The sequence below is a fragment of the Collinsella tanakaei genome, assembly GCF_016902615.1.
Taxonomy (GTDB): Bacteria; Actinomycetota; Coriobacteriia; order Coriobacteriales; family Coriobacteriaceae; genus Collinsella; species Collinsella tanakaei_A.
Genome location: NZ_JACJMB010000042.1, coordinates 1 through 18,024, shown reverse-complemented (window position 1 = coordinate 18,024; position 18,024 = coordinate 1). Strand labels below are relative to the sequence as shown.

The 18,024-nt window shown below is 65.4% G+C and carries 14 protein-coding genes; 7 read left to right on the top strand and 7 right to left on the bottom strand.

The window, feature by feature from the left end; genetic code table 11:
• Nucleotides 1-120 precede the first annotated feature (120 nt).
• The 3 genes from H6A21_RS11030 (at nt 121) to H6A21_RS09945 (ending at nt 3,533) form a co-directional block, all read left to right on the top strand.
• Nucleotides 121-921 carry a TipAS antibiotic-recognition domain-containing protein gene (locus H6A21_RS11030; RefSeq protein ID WP_239462803.1) on the top strand — a complete coding sequence of 267 codons (801 nt, stop codon included), beginning with the start codon at nt 121-123 and terminating at the stop codon, nt 919-921.
• Nucleotides 922-1,243: 322 nt separating this feature from the next.
• Nucleotides 1,244-1,519: a metal-sensing transcriptional repressor gene (locus tag H6A21_RS09950; RefSeq protein WP_087216948.1), complete on the top strand. Its 276-nt coding sequence runs from the start codon at nt 1,244-1,246 to the stop codon at nt 1,517-1,519.
• Nucleotides 1,520-1,625: 106 nt separating this feature from the next.
• On the top strand, nt 1,626-3,533 hold the full coding sequence (locus H6A21_RS09945; protein ID WP_204562589.1) for a heavy metal translocating P-type ATPase: 1,908 nt from the start codon (nt 1,626-1,628) through the stop codon (nt 3,531-3,533).
• A gap of 77 nt (nt 3,534-3,610) precedes the next feature.
• On the opposite strand, the gene H6A21_RS09940 is transcribed toward H6A21_RS09945, so the two are convergent.
• The 4 genes from H6A21_RS09940 to H6A21_RS09925 all read right to left on the bottom strand — a co-directional run bounded on the left by H6A21_RS09940 (nt 3,611) and on the right by H6A21_RS09925 (nt 7,941).
• The gene (locus H6A21_RS09940; RefSeq protein WP_204562588.1) at nt 3,611-4,492 is read right to left on the bottom strand and encodes an acyl-CoA thioester hydrolase/BAAT C-terminal domain-containing protein; all 882 of its coding nucleotides are present in this window, start codon (nt 4,490-4,492) and stop codon (nt 3,611-3,613) included.
• A gap of 48 nt (nt 4,493-4,540) precedes the next feature.
• Nucleotides 4,541-6,616 carry a heavy metal translocating P-type ATPase gene (locus H6A21_RS09935; protein ID WP_204562587.1) on the bottom strand — a complete coding sequence of 692 codons (2,076 nt, stop codon included), beginning with the start codon at nt 6,614-6,616 and terminating at the stop codon, nt 4,541-4,543.
• A gap of 8 nt (nt 6,617-6,624) precedes the next feature.
• Complete coding sequence (locus H6A21_RS09930) at nt 6,625-6,924, bottom strand: DUF6110 family protein (protein ID WP_204562586.1); 300 nt, start codon at nt 6,922-6,924, stop codon at nt 6,625-6,627.
• 516 nt (nt 6,925-7,440) lie between these two features.
• Nucleotides 7,441-7,941 (bottom strand): DUF6796 family protein, encoded by a 501-nt coding sequence (locus H6A21_RS09925; protein WP_204562585.1) that lies wholly within the window; start codon nt 7,939-7,941, stop codon nt 7,441-7,443.
• Nucleotides 7,942-8,103: 162 nt separating this feature from the next.
• Here H6A21_RS09925 and H6A21_RS09920 point away from each other — a divergent pair, with 162 nt between their 5' ends.
• Entirely contained in the window at nt 8,104-8,436 is a 333-nt protein-coding gene (locus H6A21_RS09920) for a plasmid mobilization protein (protein WP_204562584.1), read from the top strand.
• A gap of 412 nt (nt 8,437-8,848) precedes the next feature.
• On the opposite strand, the gene H6A21_RS09915 is transcribed toward H6A21_RS09920, so the two are convergent.
• Together H6A21_RS09915 and H6A21_RS09910 are read right to left on the bottom strand one after the other, a co-directional pair.
• The gene (locus H6A21_RS09915; protein WP_204562583.1) at nt 8,849-9,298 is read right to left on the bottom strand and encodes an ACT domain-containing protein; all 450 of its coding nucleotides are present in this window, start codon (nt 9,296-9,298) and stop codon (nt 8,849-8,851) included.
• A 117-nt stretch (nt 9,299-9,415) separates the two neighbouring features.
• Nucleotides 9,416-10,378 carry a DMT family transporter gene (locus H6A21_RS09910; protein ID WP_204562582.1) on the bottom strand — a complete coding sequence of 321 codons (963 nt, stop codon included), beginning with the start codon at nt 10,376-10,378 and terminating at the stop codon, nt 9,416-9,418.
• 378 nt (nt 10,379-10,756) lie between these two features.
• On the opposite strand from H6A21_RS09910, the gene H6A21_RS09905 reads away from it, so the two are divergent.
• Complete coding sequence (locus H6A21_RS09905) at nt 10,757-11,278, top strand: nitroreductase family protein (protein ID WP_204562581.1); 522 nt, start codon at nt 10,757-10,759, stop codon at nt 11,276-11,278.
• 736 nt (nt 11,279-12,014) lie between these two features.
• Here H6A21_RS09905 and H6A21_RS09900 read toward each other — a convergent pair.
• Nucleotides 12,015-12,302 (bottom strand): hypothetical protein, encoded by a 288-nt coding sequence (locus H6A21_RS09900; protein ID WP_204562580.1) that lies wholly within the window; start codon nt 12,300-12,302, stop codon nt 12,015-12,017.
• Between the two features lie 440 nt (nt 12,303-12,742).
• Here H6A21_RS09900 and H6A21_RS09895 point away from each other — a divergent pair, with 440 nt between their 5' ends.
• On the top strand, nt 12,743-17,365 hold the full coding sequence (locus H6A21_RS09895) for a hypothetical protein (RefSeq protein ID WP_204562579.1): 4,623 nt from the start codon (nt 12,743-12,745) through the stop codon (nt 17,363-17,365).
• A 19-nt stretch (nt 17,366-17,384) separates the two neighbouring features.
• The gene (locus H6A21_RS09890) at nt 17,385-17,918 is read left to right on the top strand and encodes a hypothetical protein (protein WP_204562578.1); all 534 of its coding nucleotides are present in this window, start codon (nt 17,385-17,387) and stop codon (nt 17,916-17,918) included.
• Nucleotides 17,919-18,024: the final 106 nt, after the last annotated feature.

Genomic DNA, 18,024 nt, shown 5'->3' with positions numbered 1-18,024 from the left:
AGCCCCGAGGAGTTCGAGCGGGCCAACCGGCCCGAGGACGATCGCCGCATGAAGGCGGCGTAGGGGTGTAAACGAAATCGGGGTAGATTCAGATTCAGATTCAGATTCACTAGGACGCCCTTGCCCAACTGCGCCGCGAGCGCGGGCTCACCCAAGAGGAGCTCGCGCAGGCTCTACATCACCCGCCAGGCGGTGGGCCGGTGGGAATGCGGAGCCACCGAGCCCAGCATCGACATGCTCAAGCTCATCGCTCGTGAGTTGGACGTCCCCGTGACGGAGCTCCTCGACATGCCCGAGCACTACTGCCAGAGCTGTGGCATGATGCTCACCGCTCCCGGTCAGCACGGTCATGAGGCGGACGGTTCCGAGGCCGAGGATTTCTGTCGCTGGTGCTACGAGAACGGTGTCTACACGTACGAGACCTCGATGGATGAGATGATCGAAGACTGCGCGCCGCGCATGGCCGAGGTGATGGGTTGGACTGTGGACGAGGCGGCGTCGCTTCTGGGCGCGGTGCTGTCGGCGCTTCGCCGCTGGCGTGAGGTCGCCGAGAACGAGAAGGCCTACGGCGAGGAGACCCGCGCGGCCTACGGCGACGAGGTGGTGGATGCCTCAAACAAGAAGTACCTGGAGGTGGGCGAGGGAGCGCACCTGCAGGCAGAAGAGCTGGCGGTCGCCATCAACGAGCAGCTGCGCCGTGCGATGGAGGCGGGCGACCCGGCGGGCTCCGAGGCACGCAGACTCGTGGCGATGCGCGTTTGCTGGCTGCGCATGTACTGGCCGGAGGGTACCTACACACCCGAGGCGCACAAGGGTCTGGCGGACGGCTATGTTGCCGACGAGCGGTTCCAAGCCTATTACGGAAAGGTTGCGCCGGGGGCGGCGCAGTTCCTGCGCGACGCGATCCGTGCGTGCGCGTGATCGTCTTGCGTGGCTGTCTTTAGGGTTGCCTGCATCAGTACATGTGGGAAACGGGTAGTATCGGATCATACTTTGAGCGATCGCCGCAGATGAGCTCGTCGCGGGCCTTGCCACGATGGCGGTGCGCTTCCCGCTGCGCGGGTTGAAGCAACAGGATTGGCTGGTAAACGTTCCGCTCTACGTCGTCAACGCCTTTCCAGGCATCCTCGAGCGTGAATGCTCCACCTATCGGGTAATTGCTTGTGTGATGCGCTGTCCGGCCCGGCGCGCTATGATGGCGGAAAGGTTTTGGTAATCGCGCGCGGCGCGGAGAGGGGATGCGATGAGGCAGTGCATGGATGCGGCGAACCTTCACAGGCGTCTGCATAAGATCATCGGCCAGGTGCAGGCCATCGATCGCATGATTGACGAAGACGTGCCGTGCGAGGACATCCTCTCGCAAATCAACGCAGCGAAGAGCGCCCTGCACCGATGCGGCCAGGTTGTGCTCGAGGGGCACATCCAACATTGCGTGCGCGACGGTATCGAGCACGGGGACGCGGACAAGACCGTTGCCGACTTCACCAAGGCCGTCGAGCGTTTCGCCAACATGATTTAGTACCTCAGCTGAAAAAAGAACTTCGGCTTGACTCCTCTTCCTCAAAGCATTATACCAATAGGGGTATAGGTATCAAAACGCGCCGGCGAGAAGGACGGGGGAGCCCATGATCGAAGGTCTCGAGAAGCTGTTGGAGTGGGGCGGCGCTAAGCGCGACATCGCGTTTCTTGCCATCTCGGGCGTGGCGCTCGCGCTCTCGCTCGCTGGCGTTGAGCCGTTTCCGTTCTCGATCGCGTGGGTCGCCATCATCCTGTGCGGCGTGCCCATCATCCTGGAGGCCGTCATCGGCCTCGTGACGGAGTTCGACATCACGGCCGACGTGCTCGTCTCGCTCGCCCTCATCGCGAGCGTCTTCATCGGCGAGGACTTCGCCGCGGGCGAGGTCGCCTTCATCATGCAGCTCGGCGGGCTGCTCGAGGAGCTCACCGTGGCGCGCGCCCGCGCCGGCATCGAACGGCTCGTCCATCTGACGCCGCGCACGGCACGGCGCATCGCCCGCGCAACGGCCGAGGGCGGGGAGCCGCGCCCCGTGGCGGAGGAGACCATCGCGGCGGAAGCCGTTCAGGTGGGCGACATCCTACGCGTGCTGCCCGGGGAGGCCGTGCCCGTAGACGGCGTCATCGTCTCCGGTCAGACCTCGGTGAACCAGGCGGTCATGACCGGCGAGAGCCTGCCGGTGGACAAGGGCCCGGGGGACGAGGTGTCGTCCGGCACGGTCAACCAGTTCGGCTCGTTCGACATGGCCGCGACGCGCGTAGGCGAGGACTCGTCCATCCAGCGGATGATTCGCCTCGTGCAGTCGGCCGACGCCGACAAGGCCAAGATCGTGAACCTCGCCGACCGCTGGGCGGTGTGGATCGTCGTCATCGCCCTTGTGGCAGCAGTTCTCACCTATCTCGTGACGGGCGAGATCATCCGCTCGGTCACCATCCTCGTCGTCTTTTGCCCGTGTGCGCTCGTGCTCGCCACACCCACGGCCATCATGGCGGCGATCGGCAACGCCACCAGGCACGGCTTTCTGGTGCGTGAGGGGGACGCGCTCGAGCGCCTGGCGCAGGTCAGGCGCGTGTGCTTTGACAAGACAGGCACGCTCACCACGGGGGAGCCGCAGGTGGTTGCCGTGTGCGCGGGCGAGAAGGACGTGAGCGAGGACGCGTTGCTCGCGGTTGCCGGCGCGGCCGAGAAGCGATCCGAGCACCCTCTCGGGCGCGCCATCGTGGCCGCGGCCACGGAGCACGCCGGAGCGGCGCCGAAGGACCCAACGTCCTTTGCCATGGTGCCCGGTCGCGGCGTAGTGGCCGAGGTGGGCGGGCGCACGGTGTACGCCGGCAGCGCTGCGCTGCTGGCGGAGCACGGTCTGGCTATACCGGACGCGCTGGGGAGGCGCGTGGACGCTACGCGCGCCGAGGGGGCAACGATCACCTATCTCGGCTGGGGCGACACGGCAGCGGGGTTCATCGCGCTCGCCGACCGCGTGCGCGAGAACGCCACCGCTACGCTTTCGGCAGTGTGGGAGACGGGCGTGGAGCCGGTGCTCCTCACGGGGGACCACGAGGCGGCGGCCGCCCACGTGGCTGCCGAACTCGGCATCACCACCTACAAGGCCGCCTGCCTGCCCGAGGACAAGCTCTCCTTCATCGATGACTCGGAGCGCGCGGGCAAGGGCGTTTGTATGGTCGGCGACGGCGTCAACGACGCGCCTGCGCTCAAGCGCGCGCTTGTGGGCATCGCCATGGGAGGCGTCGGCAGCGATATCGCCGTTGACGCGGCGGACATCGCGCTCGTGAACGATGACATCGCCGAGCTGCCGCACCTCCTGCGCCTCTCCCGCCGCATGATGACGACCATCAAGATCAACCTCACGTTCTCGATGACGCTCAACTTCATCGCGATCGCGCTCGCCATCTCGGGCGTCCTGAACCCTGTGGTGGGCGCCCTCGTGCACAACGCGGGCTCGGTGCTCGTTATCGTCAACTCCGCGCTTCTACTGGGATGGAAGCCGCGCGTTCGGTAAGGCTGCTAGGGGCGGTATTCGGCCTAGCGGCGAGCTTGATGATTGACGCTTACGAGGCGTCGCTGTAGAAGCATCCGTTACCACCGGGCGAGAAACGCAAGCGTCTGGGTGAAGGCGTCCTCGCGGCTTTGCCGGCATGCTTCGGGGTGGGCGCGCTCGACGCGGAAGAGCTTGAGCGAGGGTGTCTCCATGGGCACGAGGATGTGGCTCGCGTACTCGTAGGAGCGTCGCGTGATCTCGAAGGGATGGGCGTGCTTGGCGAGGCACTGCTCGACGATCCGACAGGCCTCGTCGCTCGGCCACATGGCGTCATGCGAGGGGCTGGCGAGAAGGACGGGCCCGTTGATGCGCTCCACGGCAATCCAGGCCTCCTTGGGCGCGCGCTCGACGATCCGCTCGTAGACGAAGCGCATGTCGAGCTGGCGCTCGGTGACGATACGGCGGATGATGCCGAGGTAGGGGAGCCTCCCGCCGCCCCGCGCGCAGGGCACGGGCTCGCCGCGCCAGGTCCAGCTCGAGCGGTCGCTCAGATCCTTGCCGGCAAGGCTTTTGTTGCCGGTGATGCCCGGCATGGCGCAGGCGAGCGGGGAGATGGCGACGACGCAGGTGATCTGAGGCATGAGCGAGGCGGCGAGAAGCGCCAGCTCGCCGCCCTTGGAGATGCCGTAGATCCCCACGCGGTCAAAGCCACGCTGCCGGAGATAGGCGACGGCACGTTCGATTGGCTCGATCGGCACCTCGATGAGCTCATCGGGGAGTCCCGGCACGTTCCAGTAGCACAGGCCGAGCGCCGCGATGCCCTCCCGTGCGAAACGCGCACCGAGGTTGCGCGGGATGTTCTCGTTGCCCTCGCTGCCGCCGAGCACGATGAGAGCCTTGCCGGAGTACGCTTCGACGTGCCGCTCCGGCAAGTGGAGGAATCCGAAGAAGCCGTCTTGCTCGACGGTGAACCGTTCCATGCCTCCACTTCCCAACGACAGGCCCCACAGCGGACCGATTGATGCTTCCTAGAGACGTCGAGCGCTTTCTGCGGCCAGCGCGATGGTGGTGCCGTTGTGCAGGAGCGCCGAGGTCTGGGGTCGGATGATGCCGACGATTCCCGCAGCGAGAAGCGCCGAGTTGATGCCCATAACCGCGGTGAACGAGCGGTCGAGGCGCCCCATGAGGGAGCGGCTGAGCGCGTGCAGGCGCACGATGGCGTCGAGCCCGCCCGCGGCGAGCGTGACGTCGGCGACCTCCTGCGCGATGGCGGTGCCCGTGCCCATGGCGATGCCCACATCGGCGGCGGAGAGCGCCGGCGCGTCGTTAACGCCGTCACCCACCATGACGACGCGTTGCCCGCGAGCCACGAGCGCCTCCACGTAGGCATGCTTGTCCTCGGGGAGCAGGTCAGCCCGGTACTCGGTGATGCCCGCCTCGGCGGCGATGCGTGCGGCGGTGCGCTCGTTATCGCCGGTGAGCATGATGATGTGGCCGATGCCCTGCGAGCGAAGTGCCGCAATTGCCTCGGGCACTCCTGCCTTTAAGGGATCTTCGATGCCGAGCACGCCCACCAGCTTTCCGTCTTGGGCGAGGTAGAGCGGTGAGAGGCCTTCGAGGTCGCCGTTGATGCGCGCCTCTGCCTCGGGGGCGACTTCGACGTGCTCGTCCTCCATCACGAAGTGGCGACTACCGATGACGATGCGCTTGCCATCGAGCGCCGATGCGATGCCGTGCGCCACGATATAGGCGACCTCGGCATGGCGTTCGCGATGCTCGAGGCCGCGCGCGGCGGCGGCCGCCACCACGGCGCGCGCCACGGGATGCGGGAAATGCTCCTCCAGGCAGGCCGAGGCGCGCAGCACCTCGTCCTCGGTCCAATCGGGCGCGAGGGCGAGCACGCGCGCGACCCGGGGCGTCGCCTCGGTGAGCGTTCCCGTCTTATCGAACACGATGGTGTCGGCGGCGGCGATGGCCTCGAAATGCTTGGCACCCTTGACGACCATGCCCTCGTGCGCGCTCTGGCTCATGGCGGCGAGCACGCTGATGGACGACGTGAGCCTGAGGGCGCAGGAGTAGTCGACCATGAGGGCGGCCGATGTCTTGGCAAGGCTTTTCGTGGTCGCCGCCACAAGCCCCGCAAGCAGGAAGTTCCACGGCACGAAGCGGTCCGCGAGGTGCTCGCGGCGCGTCTGGATCTCGCTTTTGAGCTGCTCGGAGGCTTCAACGAGATTCACGATGGAGCGGAGCTTGGTCGATGCGGGCTCGGCGCCCACGCGGATGACGATCTCGCCCTCTTCAACCGCGGTGCCGGCGAAGACGTCGTCGCCGGCCATGCGCTCGACGGCAAGCGGCTCGCCGGTGAGTGCCGCCTGGTTGACCATGGCCGCACCGCGTACCACCACGCCGTCGACGCACACGGGCATGCCGGTGCGCGCCACGACGAGGTCGCCCACGCGGAGACTCTGGGCGGGCACGGTGACCTCCTCGCCGTCCTCGAGGCGCCGGGCGTTTTGGGGAATGGTCATGAGGGAGCGAATGAGTTCGTGCTCTGAGCGTTCACGGGTGGCGTCCTCGAGGACCTCTCCCAAGTCGAGGAGGAACATGGTGCTCGCCGCGGTTTTGGGGTCGCGCTTGACAAACGATAGGCCGATGGCCGTGGCGTCGAGTACCGGCACATCGAGGCGGTGCCGCATGAGCGAGGTGAGGCCGGCGCGCAGAAACCCGAGGTAGTGAAGGCCGGCCCATACCGCCCTCAATGCGGGCGGGAGGAGCCAGCGGCGGATGAGATGGTTGCCCACTAGGCGGATGATGCTGCGCGCGGCGGACGGGACCGCGGGCGCGAGCGCCGTGGGCGCCTGGGCGCGCGCTGCATCGAGCTGGACGCGGCTGAGCTCGTTCAGCCGATCGAGCAGGGCGGTTCTTGCAAGGGCGTCGCGGTACCAGATGGCGACCGAGCGAATGCGCGGGTAGGAGCGCACGCGCTCGACGCCTGTCCACGAAGAGAGCGAGGCCTCGAGGGCGAGGGCGTCGGACGCGTCAAGGTGATCGGCAAACGTAAGGCGCAGCCGCCCCGGCACCTCGTGTTCGATGACGTATCGCACGGTCGCGCCTACGCCTTAGCGGGGACGGTCTCTGCGGCGGTATCCGACGCGCTGTCTTCCTCGTCCTCGACGCCGTAGACGGTTTCATTGAGATACGCGGCTTCGGCGACGATGTCGTCCATCTCGGCGCGTGCGCGTTCGACGGTGTCTTCACAGGCCTGCTTCGCGCGCAGCCCAGCCGCGACGCCTTCGACGTAGACGCGTTTCGCCCTGTCGCTCGTAAGCACCTTGGCGCCAACAGACCCAATCAGTACGCCCGCGCCCAAAAGTAGGCCGTGCGTCCCCTTGAGAAAGTCCAGAGTACTCATGCGAAACTCCTCTCTGCGCGCAACAGTGCGCCTTGGTAAACAATTTCAAGTTAACTGTAGCTCACTTTGAGGAGAGGAGTGGTGTGATTTGTGAATTGGGAAGAACTTGCCGCCAAGAATTCGAAAGAATACGGCGGCTGGTCGCATCCATGGCGGAGCGCTTTCCCGGCGGGCGGCTAGCGTTCGATGTGGCGAGGGAGAACCGCCGTCAAGCTGATGCTCAAGACCTGGGTGAAGCAGACGGGCATCACGGACATCGGCGCGTACTTCTCCGTGAGGGATGCGCAAGCGTAGTTGGAGCCATGGTTGCCGCTGCTCTCTGTTTCCAGTTGCGGGTACATGCAGGGCTACCAGAAGCTCAAGGTGCCGGGCGTGCCGCCCGTCCACCGCCTTCTTGCCCGGTTCGTCGACTGCCGCTGCATTTGCAGGTCGTTCGCGTGGATTTCAAAGAGACTCCCCGATAAGCGATCCACAGACGATCGTGGCGGTCTACATATAGTATAGGTCCGGTGGTGATTAGGCGAGCAGGCAGATGAGCATCGCAGCGAACATGATCGTGAACACGAGGTTGCTCCACCCGCCGAAGAGAATGCACCGCGCTGGTTGTGGCACGCGCATCCACACGAGACCTAAAAAGTTCGTCACGATGGGCGTGAAGACGACAAACCAGGCCGGGAAGACAGTTTGCCCCAGCGTGATGGCGGCGGCGAGGTGGATGAACCCGGCGTACATAGGAGTCGTCGCCAGCCGCATGATGAGCATAATGTTGGCGGATACCTCCTCGTAGAGGTCCTCATGCTCCGCTTTAGCGATGATGGAGAGATAGGCGTACTGCGCGTGGTAGGCGCCGCCGCAGATGAGCGCGAAGGCAAGGATGGCTGCCGCAAGCCAGACGAGCCAGGCGAGGTCGCCGCGCGCCATAAGGGGAAGTGCCAGAAAACCGAGCACGTAGAGGAAGGCTGCGACGGGCCCCAGCGCCCCTCCCACGCGCACGCGCGCAGCGGGAATATCGCGCATGATGTGCAGGTACGGCTTGAGTCGACCAGGGCTTCACGGCGGTCGCGATCGCCGACCGAGTCGGCCACGAGAGCGCCGAGATCACCTATACGTACGCCCACCTGTTCCCAAACGCGCAGGCGGACATGGCCGAGCGCCTCGTCGTCCTGATGGGAGGCAGGCATGGCGAAGGAGAGAGACTCGTCGCATAGGCTGAGAAGGCACACCGTCGCCTTCAGGATGTCGGACGCGGAAAAGGGGGAGCTCGATCGCCGCATCGCCCTCTCCGGACTGCAGCGGCAGGAGTACCTCATCAAATGCTCGCTCGAACGTCCGGTCGTCGTCGTGGGGAACAGGTCCCTCTTCCGGAAGATGGGCGCCGAGCTTGCCGGAATCCGCGGGGAGCTCGAGAGGATCTCGGGTTCCGAAGGGGCCGGCGAGGAGGCCCTATCGAGGGTTCGCCTCGTCGCGGAGATGCTCTCGTCGTTCTCGGAGGCCTTCGCGCCCGCGCCGTGAGGCGGGCGCCGACCGCCCCCTCCCGCCAATGGACGGGAGGGGGCGGCGCCATGTGCAACGGTAAGGCCGGCCTATTCTGACCGGGGATTGGTGCTTCCAGCATCACCCTCGCTTGCCGGGGCCTTGCCCTGCGCCATGGCGCGTAGCGTCCAGGCGGGGCGATGCCCCTTGCGGCCGGTGATGCCAAAACGATGACAAAAACTGCGGAGAATGTAGAGAACGGGCGCAGCGGGGACGTTGTGAGGACTGACGTCAACTCATCTACCTGCGTAAATACGAGGTGGATTTTTAAGGGCATAGAGTGGGAGTAAAGTTCCGACTGATTTTCTCAAACTTTGGTTCTTTTACGGCCTTATTTTCGCCAATCGCGGAGGCATGCCGCTCGCTCGCGTGGCCCCGTATCAAAAGGGCATCACGATATAGAGACACCCCCGTGTCCTCCTACGTGAGGGGCAGGCGCACCACAAAGACGCTGCCCAGGAGAAGGTGCTGCCGTCACTCGACGATTTCGTATCGCGCGCTCGAGAATGTCCAGCGCCCTCTGGTAGCTCTCCTTCTTCACCAGAACGTAGTCGGTGTTGTAGGTCGAGATGGCAAAGATCGAGATGCCGTTCCCCGCAAGTGTCTCCGCGATGCCGGCCAGTATCCTGATGAGAGGGAAGTCCAGCATCCCTTGGATGCGGAAGCCCCTCCACCTGTCGTCTCGCTCAACAACGTTCGACGGGACATCGCCGGTGGCGCATACCAGGGAGTTCTCTTCATCCGTCTTGCCGATGAAGCTGTACTCTGCGCTCAGATCTACCAGCGAGTAGTCCTCCACCTTGCATACGGAGAACTCCCGATCGAGCTTCTTCAGCTTCATGGCGCCTGCCCCTCCTGCATTCCGATTCCGCCCTTTCCCCTTAGATAATCGCATTGTCCCCGCCGGCTGCGGCATCCGACCGAACGTTCGGAGGCCGCAGCTGCCTCATTGGCGCGGCTATGCCGTCGGCCTCTGCGCACGAGCCCCTCTCAGCGCGGGCACTTGCGCGAGGCACACGCCGGCGAGGATAACGACCACGCCCAGCCATTCGATGACACCGAGGGGCTCGCCAAGCACGATCATGGCGATGAGAAGGCCGGCGGGGAGCTCAGCGGCGGCCATGACGGTGGAGAGGCCGGCGGGCAGGTGCGGCGAGCCCAGGCCGAAGAGCAGCACCGGGCACATGAGGCCGAAGAATCCCGCTACGGCGGCGAAGGGCAGGATGCCCTGGAAGACGACGCCGGAGACGAGGTAGTCGGGGCGCACGGTGAGCGACATGATGCCCGCGCCGAGGCACACGATGACGCCTCGCTGCTCGTTGGAGCAGCTAACCTTGACCTTGCCGGAAAACGTGACGAACAGAGAGCAGGCCACAGCCGCTCCGAGGGCACAGACGAGGGCGACGGGGTCGTAGCCGGCGAGCCCTGTCTTGTAGACGCCGCTTGCGAACACGGTGCCGAACACGATGACCGCGGCCGAGGCGATCTCGAGGGGCTTGGGCGCCCGCCGCGTTATGATGGTCTGCCAGATGAGTCCCATCCAGGTGAACTGGAACAGCAGCGTGAGCGCTACGGGTGCGGGGAGCACGCTCATGGCGTAGCAGTACAGGATCGAGGTGGTGCAGGTGAGGGCGCCGAGCCCCATGAGTTTGAGCGCCTGCGTGCCCGTAAGGCGGACCAAGCGCCCGCCGCGCGCCAGTTTCACAGCCGTCGCAAGTACGAAGAACAGGCAGCCGAACCACGCCTGGCTCGCCACCACCTGCGCGGAGGTAAAGCCCGCCGCGTAGGCGAGCTTGTACGTGGTTGCCATCGCGCCATAGCAGGCCCCGCCGGCAAATACCTGCAGGGCGGCCGTAACCTGGCGATGCCCCGGAGACGATGCGCCCGTAGACGACATCGGAGAATCGATTGCGTTTTCCATATCTACTCCTTCCGTTGTCCCGCTCTGTGCGGGGCTCGGCTCCATAAGTCCCGAGCTTTTGGAGGAGAGGTCGCCCTGCTGACAAGCAGGAAAAACCACGCGACCGATGCTCGGTTGCGTGGCAAAAAGGTGGCTTGCGCCCAGAAAAGTCCACACGATTTTAGACGGACTAAATTGTCGAGGGTTCTTCGAAAATGTCAAGCAGGAATGGTCGGATCGCCCTCGGCTCTTGACAGCGCTGACGTTGAGGCCATAATGGGTCTCGAAAATCGCAGCGGATTTTTCCGGATACCGTCATCTTTTCGCCGCTCGCCTGCCTCTGGCAGACGGGCGGCCTTTCTATATAGACAGCGCCAGCGGGAGAAAGGACATGACATCATGGCGAACGACCTTATCGACCTCATCAAGACGCGTCGCAGCGTGCGCTCGTACACGGCGGAGCCCGTGCCGGAGGAGCTGCTCGATCAGGTGCTCGAGGCGGGCACCTTCGCGCCCACCGGCGGCGGCCATCAGTCTCCGGTGATCGTGGCGGTGACCGACCCCGAGACCCGCGAGCGCCTGCGCCGGCTCAACGCCGCCGTCATGGGCAGGGACACCGACCCGTACTATGGCGCCCCGGTCATCGTGGTCGTGCTCGCCGACGGCGGACGCGGCACCTTCGTTGAGGACGGTTCCTGCGTGCTGGAGAACCTCATGCTCGCGGCGCACGCCCTGGGGCTCTCCAGCTGCTGGATCCACCGCGAGCGCGAGATCTTCGACGGCGCTGAGGGCAAGGCGCTCCTCAGGGAGTGGGGCCTGCCCGAGACGCTGCGCGGCGTGGGTGCGATCGCCTTGGGATACGCCGCGGGACCCGAGGGCGCGGCCGCCCCGCGCAAGGACGGTTATATCGTGCGCATCTAGCAGGTATCGGTCATGCCGGAGGCGCCTGCTCTCCTCGGGGGATGCAAGCTGCTCGGAAGCCGCCGACCGATAGAGGTGTTGAGTTCATTTTGAGTTCAACTCGGGTGCCCTGAAATCACCTGATTCCGGGGAGAATGGGGAGACGACCGTTGCATCATGTGGACGAGAGGCCATGGAAAGGAACGATTTGATCGCGAGTGGGAATAGTTGAGGCTCTTCGCGAGGGAGGCCGAAAGCGGTCCTCCTCGTTTTTTCTCGTGTCCTTTCGTTCACGTCGTTGTTGTGATTTCGTGTGGTATTCGCAAGCCAATTGCCAGGTCTACCTGCGGAAATAATGGGTCTTGCCATGTTGTTTTCGGCATAGACGTCTCTAGTATGCGAGGCACGTGCTCGCCTGCGCGGCGCCGTCCAATCCCGAGAAGTTCGACCCGACGAGAGCCGTGACGATGGGCCCCGCTCCGATGCCGGAGGTCATCACCGCTGCAAGGGTTACCACCGCAGTCCCGCACTATGTATTGCGGCACTGTGCGGTAGATGAGGTGCTGCAATTAGTTGCCCTCCTCGTCGACCGCCTCTATCGTGCGAGACGTTGCGTCAGCGGTTTCGAAACTTTAAAAAAATGGTTGTTTCGAAACCGGTGAGATTGGAACTCGTATGCCTTGGGTCGAGCGCGGCACGCCGAGGGTCTCGCGCTGCGCCGATGCCGGGTGGCGGTCGGCGTCAGCCGCTACCACCGTCACCTTCGCGCGGATATCGGCGCCGCTTGTTTCAGGACGCCGGCCTCCATGCGGAGCCTCTCGTTCTCGCGCTCCAGCTCGATGGTCCCGTTCTGCCCGGGTGCCCCGTTGTCGGCGGCGCGCGGCGAGCCGGTGGCGTCGATGGAGTCGATCCGCCTTCGCGGCGTCGCGCTCCCGAGATCGCACTCGCGCATGGTCTCGCTTGGCGGCTTCCCTGCGTTGCAGAGCGACGCAATCTGCCTCTTGAAATCGTCGGTGAAGTGCCCCGGGTGCTTTGGATCGGCCATCGAGCCTCCTTCCATAGGCCCTCGTGAAACTGTCCAACCTAGTGTAGCCAATCCACTGTTCTTGTCCTTTCGGGCAGGAAGTATACGGTGTCTATAAAACCTATGCGACTAGTGGGCTATACCGTTCTCGATGGGGGTCGTGAAGGGGGTGCCGCCCGATTCCACAGCTTCTGCGCGAGCGGGGTCCGCATCGTTCGCGCTCGGTCGTCTCGCGGCCGCCTGCGCGCCCGCACCGACCGTTTCGGCCCGCCGCGGTAGGGCCTCGGGCAGGCATCCTTGTGTTCGCCACGACGAACGCATCGGTTCCCCGCTGTGCGGGATCGCCACGTCAACGTGCTGTTTCACCCTGCCGTCCGTTTACGATTCTCGAACGAAACGGGTGAGGGGCGACGGGTTTCCTCTCGCTACGATGGGCTAAACCTGTCGAGAGAGGACCGCCGATGACCAAGCAGCTTTCCGATCACCGTCGCTCGCCCCGCAGCGATCTGGGTACCGAGGGCCCGCAGGGGATCTCCCGCCGGTCGTTCCTGATAGGGGGAAGCGCTTCCGTCGCGGCCCTGCTCCTCCCGTGCCTGGGCGCGTTCGGCGATAAGGTCGCCTACGCGCTCGACTACGGCGCGGTATCCGATGTCGCCGACGACCTGGGGTTCGGTGAGGACCCGGAGACCCAGATCGTCGTCATCTCGCGCACAGAGATCGGGTTTTCCGTCTACGAGGTCGATGGCGAGGGGGTCAAGCAGCCGCTTCCCGGTGCCAAGGTGACCCTTTCCGAATCCGACACGGAAAAGACGCTCGAGGGGATCGCCGACGAGAACGGCGTCGTGGTATTCGATGTCGCCGGGTACGGCAAGCTCGTCGAGTACGGGACCATCGGCTCGTATCGGCGCTTCGAGGGCTCCGTCACCATCACCAACGGCGATGAGTACCGCATCTGCACGCTGACGAAGGTGCGACTCGAGGGCGGTAGCGCCCTCGCGCTGCCGTGCTGCCGCATCGGCGATGCCTCCATTCCGTATTTCGAGTATCTCTCGTTTTGCGACTGGGATATCCAGTACTGCGATAGCAATATGCTGCGCAGCGGGGAGGCCCGCGATCGCGTGAGCTTCAAGGGCAAGCTGTGGGGCTCTTATGCCGGCGAGGCGAGCGTCTCGCTGTGGGCGCGCTCGAAAGACGATGCGGCCAAGCTCGATGACAGCCCGCTGTTCACCACGTCCATCACGCTGCGGGACGGCGCGGGCACGTTCTCCAAAAGCGACTACTTCCTCAGACTCCTGCCGACCTCGAGCGCGACCCTTCCGCTCAAATGCACGTTCGAATTCCATCTCGATCTCGACGGCGTCACCTACGTATATCCCGTCAAGCTGGCGCTCACCGATTCGTCCATCCCGTACCAGACGGGAAAAGCGAGCGTCGTCCCCAACGTCTCGTATGGGCAGAGCGGCAACTCGCACACGGCGTTCACCCTGCCCTCGTCGTTCCCTCCCGTCCTGCGCGACTCGAGCTTAACCTGCTGGGTGCCCACGCTTCCCTTCGACTTCTGGCTGAGCCCGCTCGGGTACCTGTTCTTGGGGACGGGCCTGTCGGTCAGCAAGGACGCGGGCAACATCTCGGCGCTCAGGCAGGAGTCATTTGCACTCGAGCAGTTCGAAAGCGCCAAGCAGCAGCTCGACAAGCTGGGCGATGCGTGGGACGACAAGCTCAAGACCTACCAGAAGATGAAAGGGGGCACAGACCCGGGCTCCGCGAACAAGTTCAGCCATCAGTTCAGCAAGAAGTTCGGCCTGTCCTTCGCGGTGCAGGCGTTCCTGAGCGGCGAGTGCAACATCTTGGTGCCTGAGGACAAGCGGCAGTTCGAGGGCGTCTTGGCAGCGGTCTTCGATGCGTACGGATACGCGAGCTTCACCGAGACGTTCACGGTGGGCCCCGTGCCCCTGTTCGTCACGCTGAACCTTTCACTGGATCTGTGCTTCTCCCTCTACGATACCTTCACCTCGCCGGAAGGCGACCCGCTCGACGTCACGCTTCAGAAATCGGCGACGGGCGCCGCGGTCGTCCTGACCCCGCAGATCAGCGTCAGCCTCGGTGTCGGGTTGAGCGGATTTCTCTCCGCGTCTTTCGTCGGCAGCGGCTACCTGTCGTTCTACACCGCTCTGCTCGAGGCGGATATAACATACAAGGGGCCGCGCCATTTCGTCATCGGCGGAGGCTTCTCCCTCTCGCTGGTGCTCCAGGCCGCCATCTTCAAATGGAGCGGCAGCATCTGGTCGATCAACGACCCCCGCCTGTACGACAACTGGATCGATTCGAGCGCGGCCGTACGGTCCTCTGCCGCCTCGACGGCGCCTGCCTACACGAACCTCGCGCTCGGCGTCACCGCCGACGGCGCGGGCATCTACTCCAACGACGCGCCGGCAGCCGTGAGCGCGCAGGAGTCGGGGCTCGTGGGCGGCGATGGGTCGATATCGCTGGGCGAGTTCGCCCAGCTCGCCACCATCGTCACCTCTGCGGAGCTGCTCAAGACCAAGGAGCTCGCCGCCTCGGCTGCCGCAGCGGGCGTCCATGCGCCGCAGGATGCCGAGGCCGTCATGATCGCCGACGGCATGTTCGCCGCGCCGCTCGACATGGCCGGCGCCGAAGACGCCCTGGACGAGGGCGAGGACGGCTATCTCTACGAATATGTCGGCGAGGACCCGGATGGCGCCTGCGGAGGGCTCGCGGACGTCGCCGGGATCGCCGAGGCGGGCGGCGTCGTGCCCACCAAGGACGTAAAGATCGTCAGCAAGGCGTTCAGCAACCCGCGCGAGCGGGTGGTCGTCTACAACGGCGTCACGATCCTGTTCAGGCTCGCCAGCGTCGACTACACGATCGACGGGAAGCACGAGGGGCGCACGCGCCTCGTCGCGCAGATCTTCAACGACGCGACGGGCCGCTGGGGCCGCCCGAAGGTCCTGGACATTCCCATCACGGTTCCCGGTATCGACCGCGCCGACCAGTTCGACTGCGATTTCGACGTCTGCACCCAGACCGATTCGAACGTCTCCTCGCGCCTGCAGCAGGGCATCTACGTCTTTATCGTGAGCACGACCCGCAAGAGTGGCGACAGCACGTCGTTCTTCGATGCCGCATGCGCCCCCATCCTGACGGTGGCGGTGTTCAATCGCGACCTCAAGCGCCAAAGCTCGCGCTCATGGACCGACGAGGCGATCGTGGGCCCCGACGTGTTCTATGCCGTCACCTGCCCGCGCGTGACGACGCTGAAGCGCGACGGCGTCCCGCTCTTCGTGGTGGCGACCTATCTGCGCCATGCGGCGCACCGACCCGAGCAGCTGTTCTCCGATATGGCTGCCAGGACCTGCGGCATCGCTGCCTATATGGCGGCGACGCTGGTCTATTCCACGGGGTTTGCCGTCCCTGCCGGGACTTCTGGCCTGCTTATCGCGCCGGCGGGCGATGTGGCGAGCGGCGTCGATGACGGGAAGGACCCGGCGCTCAGCCTGTTCTTTCAGAGCGGTGACGCCCTCAGCATCGCGACGGTCACGCTCAGGCTGGCATCCTCGGTCGCGCAGGCGGCGCCGGGAGCCGAGCTCGATGCGCTCAGGGCCTCATCCATCACCTTCGATGTCGTCTACAACATCGAGGGGGCGAAGGGAATCACCGGGCTGCAGCCGTGGCCGGGGCATTCGGCGTTCCTGACGCTCGACGGCGGCGATCTGGTCGAGAACTCGTTCGACCCGCTGCACGCTCATGGGGCGCTGTCCCGGCGCACCGTGGGTCCGTCCAGCATCAAGCTCGGTGCCTTCCGCGTCAGCGAGAACGGCAACGTCTTGGTCTTCGTGGAGAACCGGGAGGGAGCCTGCGGCCAGAACTACGATGATGCGGGGAACCCGACCGGCACCGTTACCGAGAAGCGCTACCGCTTCTTGGCGAGCATCTACGTCGACGGCCTGTTCTCCGAGCCGTTCCCCTTGGGCCAGACGAAGCACCCCTTGAACTCTTTCGTGGGCGTCTCGAGCGCGAGCAGCTACGTGTTCGTCACGTCGTGCATCACCGATATGGGCAGCAGCATGGCGGATCTGTACTACGTGGATATCCCCGTCGTCGTCGCGGCGTCGGTCGTCTCGATCGTTCCGGAGCGCCTCATCGTCGCGCAGGGTGAGGACGCGGGGTTCTTCCTGGTGATCCGCAACGACGGCAACGTCATGCTCACCGGATGCCGCGTGACGTTTTTCGATGCGGAGACGGGTGAGAAGACGGCGGACACCGAGCTGAGCTTCGCATCCGAGAACGTGTGCGCCTCGGCGTGGAACCCCGAGCTGTTCGAGGACGGCGCGGAGGACGCCCCCGTTCTCCCGCAGGTATACGCTGACGAGACGGTGGAGGCTGCGCTCGCGGCGACGGGCGCGGAGGGGCTGCATGCACTTGCAGATCCCGTCGCCTCGGGCGTGCTGCTGCCGGGCAAGAAGGCCCAGTACCGCGCCGTGGCCAAGATTCCGACATCGTGGCATGGGACGAAGAGCGTCTACGCCGTGCTCAGCGATTTCAGCTACCGGACGGTCGTCTCGGCGGCGCCCGATGGGACCGATCCCCTCCCCATGGAGCATACGGTCCCGCATGACGAGGCCCCGCGCACCGATCTGACCGTCCATTCCGACGAGGGGGCGTACAACCTTGGCCTGAGCGCGCCTGCGACCGGGATCCTGATGGACGACGGCTCTGTGGACTTCGGCGGGGGATCCGCCGGCGTCGAGCGGCCCGGCCAGGGCGGTTCCGGCGACTCCGGAGATTCCGGCGGAGCGGCCGGCGTCGAGCGGCCCGGCCAGGGCGGTTCCGGCGACTCCGGAGATTCCGGCGGAGCGGCCGGCGGGCAGACCTCGGGGCGCCCGTCCGGCAGCTCCGACGGCAAGGGCGGGCCGAGCGGGGGCTCCTCGGACGAGAGGCTCGCCGCCACCGGCGATGCCGCGGGCATCGGCGCTATCGGGCTTCTAGCCGGCGCCGCGGCGCTCGGCATGGGCCTCTACAGCGCCCGCAGGACCGCACTCGAGAACGAAGAAGCATCCAAGTAGAGAACGAGCGAGGACTCCCATGACCATCATGCATCCGCCTGCCGCCACCGTATCGTCTCCGCGTCCCGACCGCCTCTCGCTCCGCATGGGGCGCCTGCTGCTCGCGATCATGGCCGCGCTCGCCGTCGTGTGCTCGAGCGCCACGGCGGCGCGGGCGACCGATGAGCCGGTCCGCTCCGAGAATTCGAACCTCATCCTCGAGCCCGGGCAATCCCTTGACTTGGGGACGGTGGATGCGCCCTGCATCGTCATCAATCAGTCGGGCACCTACGAGCTTCGGGGCTATCGCGACATCCCGGTGGCGCTCAAAGCCCCCGCAGGTGCCGATATCGTGCTGCGCCTGGCCGATGGCGTCAGCATGGGCGAGCTCGAGGTGCACGCGTTCGCCACGGAGGAGGGCAACCTTCCCCATGTGTCCATCGTGACCGAGCGGGGTGCGCAGGTCAGCATGGAGGGTTCCGAGGGCGCGCATGCGATCGATGTCGTCGTGTTCGGCGACGCGGGAGCGGGTCTGTCGACGGCCGACCCGATCGTGGTCTTCGACGGCGAGTGAATCTACCCCGATTCCGTTTACACCCCTACGCCGCATTCAGGGCGGCGCCCTCCCGATGCCTCGCCTCGAACTCCGCCGGGCTGAGGTTCCCCAGCGCCGAGTGGAT

Coding starts and splice junctions, on each gene's coding strand:
- H6A21_RS09950 (WP_087216948.1), top strand. CDS start 1,244: ATGAGGCAGTGCATGGATGCGGCGAACCTTCACAGGCGTCTGCATAAG.
- H6A21_RS09945 (WP_204562589.1), top strand. CDS start 1,626: ATGATCGAAGGTCTCGAGAAGCTGTTGGAGTGGGGCGGCGCTAAGCGC.
- H6A21_RS09940 (WP_204562588.1), bottom strand. CDS start 4,492: ATGGAACGGTTCACCGTCGAGCAAGACGGCTTCTTCGGATTCCTCCAC.
- H6A21_RS09930 (WP_204562586.1), bottom strand. CDS start 6,924: ATGAGTACTCTGGACTTTCTCAAGGGGACGCACGGCCTACTTTTGGGC.
- H6A21_RS09925 (WP_204562585.1), bottom strand. CDS start 7,941: ATGCGCGATATTCCCGCTGCGCGCGTGCGCGTGGGAGGGGCGCTGGGG.
- H6A21_RS09920 (WP_204562584.1), top strand. CDS start 8,104: ATGGCGAAGGAGAGAGACTCGTCGCATAGGCTGAGAAGGCACACCGTC.
- H6A21_RS09915 (WP_204562583.1), bottom strand. CDS start 9,298: ATGAAGCTGAAGAAGCTCGATCGGGAGTTCTCCGTATGCAAGGTGGAG.
- H6A21_RS09910 (WP_204562582.1), bottom strand. CDS start 10,378: ATGGAAAACGCAATCGATTCTCCGATGTCGTCTACGGGCGCATCGTCT.
- H6A21_RS09905 (WP_204562581.1), top strand. CDS start 10,757: ATGGCGAACGACCTTATCGACCTCATCAAGACGCGTCGCAGCGTGCGC.
- H6A21_RS09900 (WP_204562580.1), bottom strand. CDS start 12,302: ATGGCCGATCCAAAGCACCCGGGGCACTTCACCGACGATTTCAAGAGG.
- H6A21_RS09895 (WP_204562579.1), top strand. CDS start 12,743: ATGACCAAGCAGCTTTCCGATCACCGTCGCTCGCCCCGCAGCGATCTG.
- H6A21_RS09890 (WP_204562578.1), top strand. CDS start 17,385: ATGACCATCATGCATCCGCCTGCCGCCACCGTATCGTCTCCGCGTCCC.